The organism is Ruminococcus callidus ATCC 27760, from assembly GCF_000468015.1.
In the GTDB taxonomy this organism is placed as follows: Bacteria; Bacillota; Clostridia; order Oscillospirales; family Ruminococcaceae; genus Ruminococcus_C; species Ruminococcus_C callidus.
On record NZ_KI260291.1, the window covers coordinates 29,267 to 31,334 of the forward strand.

A 2,068-nucleotide genomic window follows, 5' to 3' on the forward strand; every position below is an offset into this window, starting at 1 on the left:
TTACGCACAAGCTTTGTGCGGTGTTGCCCTAAAACATTATGCAAAAGATTTCACAGAGAACCCCTCCACCAGCTTCGCTGGTTCCCCTTCCCTGAAGGGAAGGCTTATTATCAAATCACTCCCCGAACAGACATCGTCACGACGTTTGTTCGGGGATTTTTTTGTCCGAACAGAAAAACACCCTGCTGGAGAAAAGCAGGGTGTCGGGAAGAGTATGCGGACAACACCACGCTTTGCATGGTGCCGCCGATGAAACTGTCAATGGAATGGAATAGTTGTGCCGCCAAATTCAATGGAAACAATGCCTTCTGGGGCGATAGGCTCGTCGAAATCAATGTTATATTCCCAAGGCGTATCACTTTGGTCGGTGAATGATATACTGCTGTTTTTACAATCTGGTGTCATAGTGCTGCCGTCTGCATAGGTGATCGTTACTGGATAAGCGGAATCATAGGAATCAAACAGCTGCATATCTCCTGTGCCGGAAAGCTGCATCGAAAGTGCCTGTATTTCCAGATGTTTCAGATAACCAGTGCCGTTTTTATTGGGAATTGCAATCGGTTCTGTATAGTTCAATGTCACTTCTTGAACAGAGGTATCCAGTGAAACTGTGACATCGATCGTTCCCAGTAGTTCTGTTTGTTCAGATTTTACAAATCCATTTTGTTTTTCTATGAGATCTGTAATATCAGTCAGTCCAATGGTAAAATTAAGATGGTCAAAGGTGATACCGTTTGTAAATTGCAGCTGATAAAATGCGGTGTACGAACCGTCTTCTTCCGGTATGTCTGTCCGTTCGAAAAATTCATATTTCCCCAAGTAATAGGGATCATCTTTATCTGCATCATCGAGTTTGTTTTCCCCGTTGATCATCGGATATACAATGCCTGAACCGGAATTATAGTTTACAATCGCTCTTTTTGCAGGGTTGAAATCAGGATCACTGGGAACAATACGCATCATCAGATAAACATTTTTTGCATCATTGACCACGCCAATAGGCGTAATGTCCAGACCGTCCATGCCGTCTACGGTAAAGGATTCGATCTGTCCGTTGGTGAACACTGCGGTTTCTGGTACATCTACTGACTCTGCCCAAGGGAACAGCTTTTCCAGCAAATTATTGTTCTGTGCGGCTGCTACAGAAAAGACGCTGACGACTGCCACACAGGCAGCTGCCGCAAGGGCAATGCCGGCTCTTTTTCGCCATGTGATGTGCTTTTTCAGCTGCGGCATTTTCGTCTGGTGTACTGCGTTCAGAATCCGCTGCTCGCAGGCATCAGACATCTGAATTTGTTCCATGAGCTGCTTGTATTGCCGTTTGTCCATAGTGAAACCCACCTTTCTGTTCTAAGAGTGCTTTCAGTTTTTTTCGGGCACGTTCCAGTTGTGTCTGTATGGTCGAGGGGTTGCGTTGCAGCATTTCGGAGATCTCTTGCACGGAGTATTCCTCATAGTAGTAGAGCAGGATCACCACCCGATATTTTTCCGGCAGGGAGAACACCGCCGCGTACAGTGCATTGTCCTGTGGCGTTTCAAACGCAGTCGCCAGATTTTCCGGCAGTTCCGCCCGATTCTGAAACCAGACCGACCGCCGGAGGTTGTGGCAGGCGTTCAGCGTCACCCGAATCAGCCACGCCTTTTCGCTGCCGACATCGGGGAACGGTTTTTCCCGCAGATAAAACTTGAGGAATGTTTCCTGTGCGACATCTTCCGCATCTGCCTGATTCCGCAGATAGGTAAAGGCAATGCGGTAAACGGTATCTTTGTATTGTTTCAGCTTGCCGCGGAATACATCTTCGTCCATGTGGTACACCTCCTTGGTTTGTGTTGCCTTTTGAAGTACTTCACCCCTATAACAATCCAGAGGGTCAAAATATCTCACTTTTTGAAAAAAATTTTGCAACAACAAAAGCCGCCCATGTGGACGGCTTCTGGTGAAATCTTTTTCCTATGTTTTCGGTTTTACAGAAAACTCTTTTTAATATGTAGGAGGCGATGCCCACATTTGCCCGAGGGCAGTAATTTTCTGGGGCAGCCATGTCAAAACCGTCCGGCGGAATTCGCT

General features: G+C 46.6%; 4 protein-coding genes. 1 reads left to right on the forward strand and 3 read right to left on the reverse strand.

The annotated features are described in order from the left end of the window. On the forward strand, positions 1-253 hold a 253-nt coding region (locus tag RUMCAL_RS16075; RefSeq protein ID WP_207636427.1), incomplete at its 5' end, for a hypothetical protein. Between the two features lie 5 nt (positions 254-258). On the opposite strand, the gene RUMCAL_RS00805 is transcribed toward RUMCAL_RS16075, so the two are convergent. From RUMCAL_RS00805 to RUMCAL_RS16080, 3 genes are all read right to left on the reverse strand, one after another. Then, a complete protein-coding gene (locus tag RUMCAL_RS00805; protein ID WP_156902357.1) occupies positions 259-1,329 on the reverse strand; it encodes a hypothetical protein in 1,071 nt (356 codons plus the stop codon). Further along, entirely contained in the window at positions 1,280-1,807 is a 528-nt protein-coding gene (locus RUMCAL_RS00810; protein ID WP_051343564.1) for an RNA polymerase sigma factor, read from the reverse strand. The genes RUMCAL_RS00805 and RUMCAL_RS00810 overlap by 50 nt, the downstream gene beginning before the upstream one ends. Before the next feature lie 64 nt (positions 1,808-1,871). Continuing rightward, the coding region (locus tag RUMCAL_RS16080; protein WP_021680478.1) for a hypothetical protein at positions 1,872-2,068 on the reverse strand (197 nt) is incomplete at its 5' end.

What these genes read in the sequence shown, in the direction of transcription:
- RUMCAL_RS00805 (WP_156902357.1), bottom strand. Translation starts at nt 1,329, where the DNA reads ATGGACAAACGGCAATACAAGCAGCTCATGGAACAAATTCAGATGTCT.
- RUMCAL_RS00810 (WP_051343564.1), bottom strand. Translation starts at nt 1,807, where the DNA reads ATGGACGAAGATGTATTCCGCGGCAAGCTGAAACAATACAAAGATACC.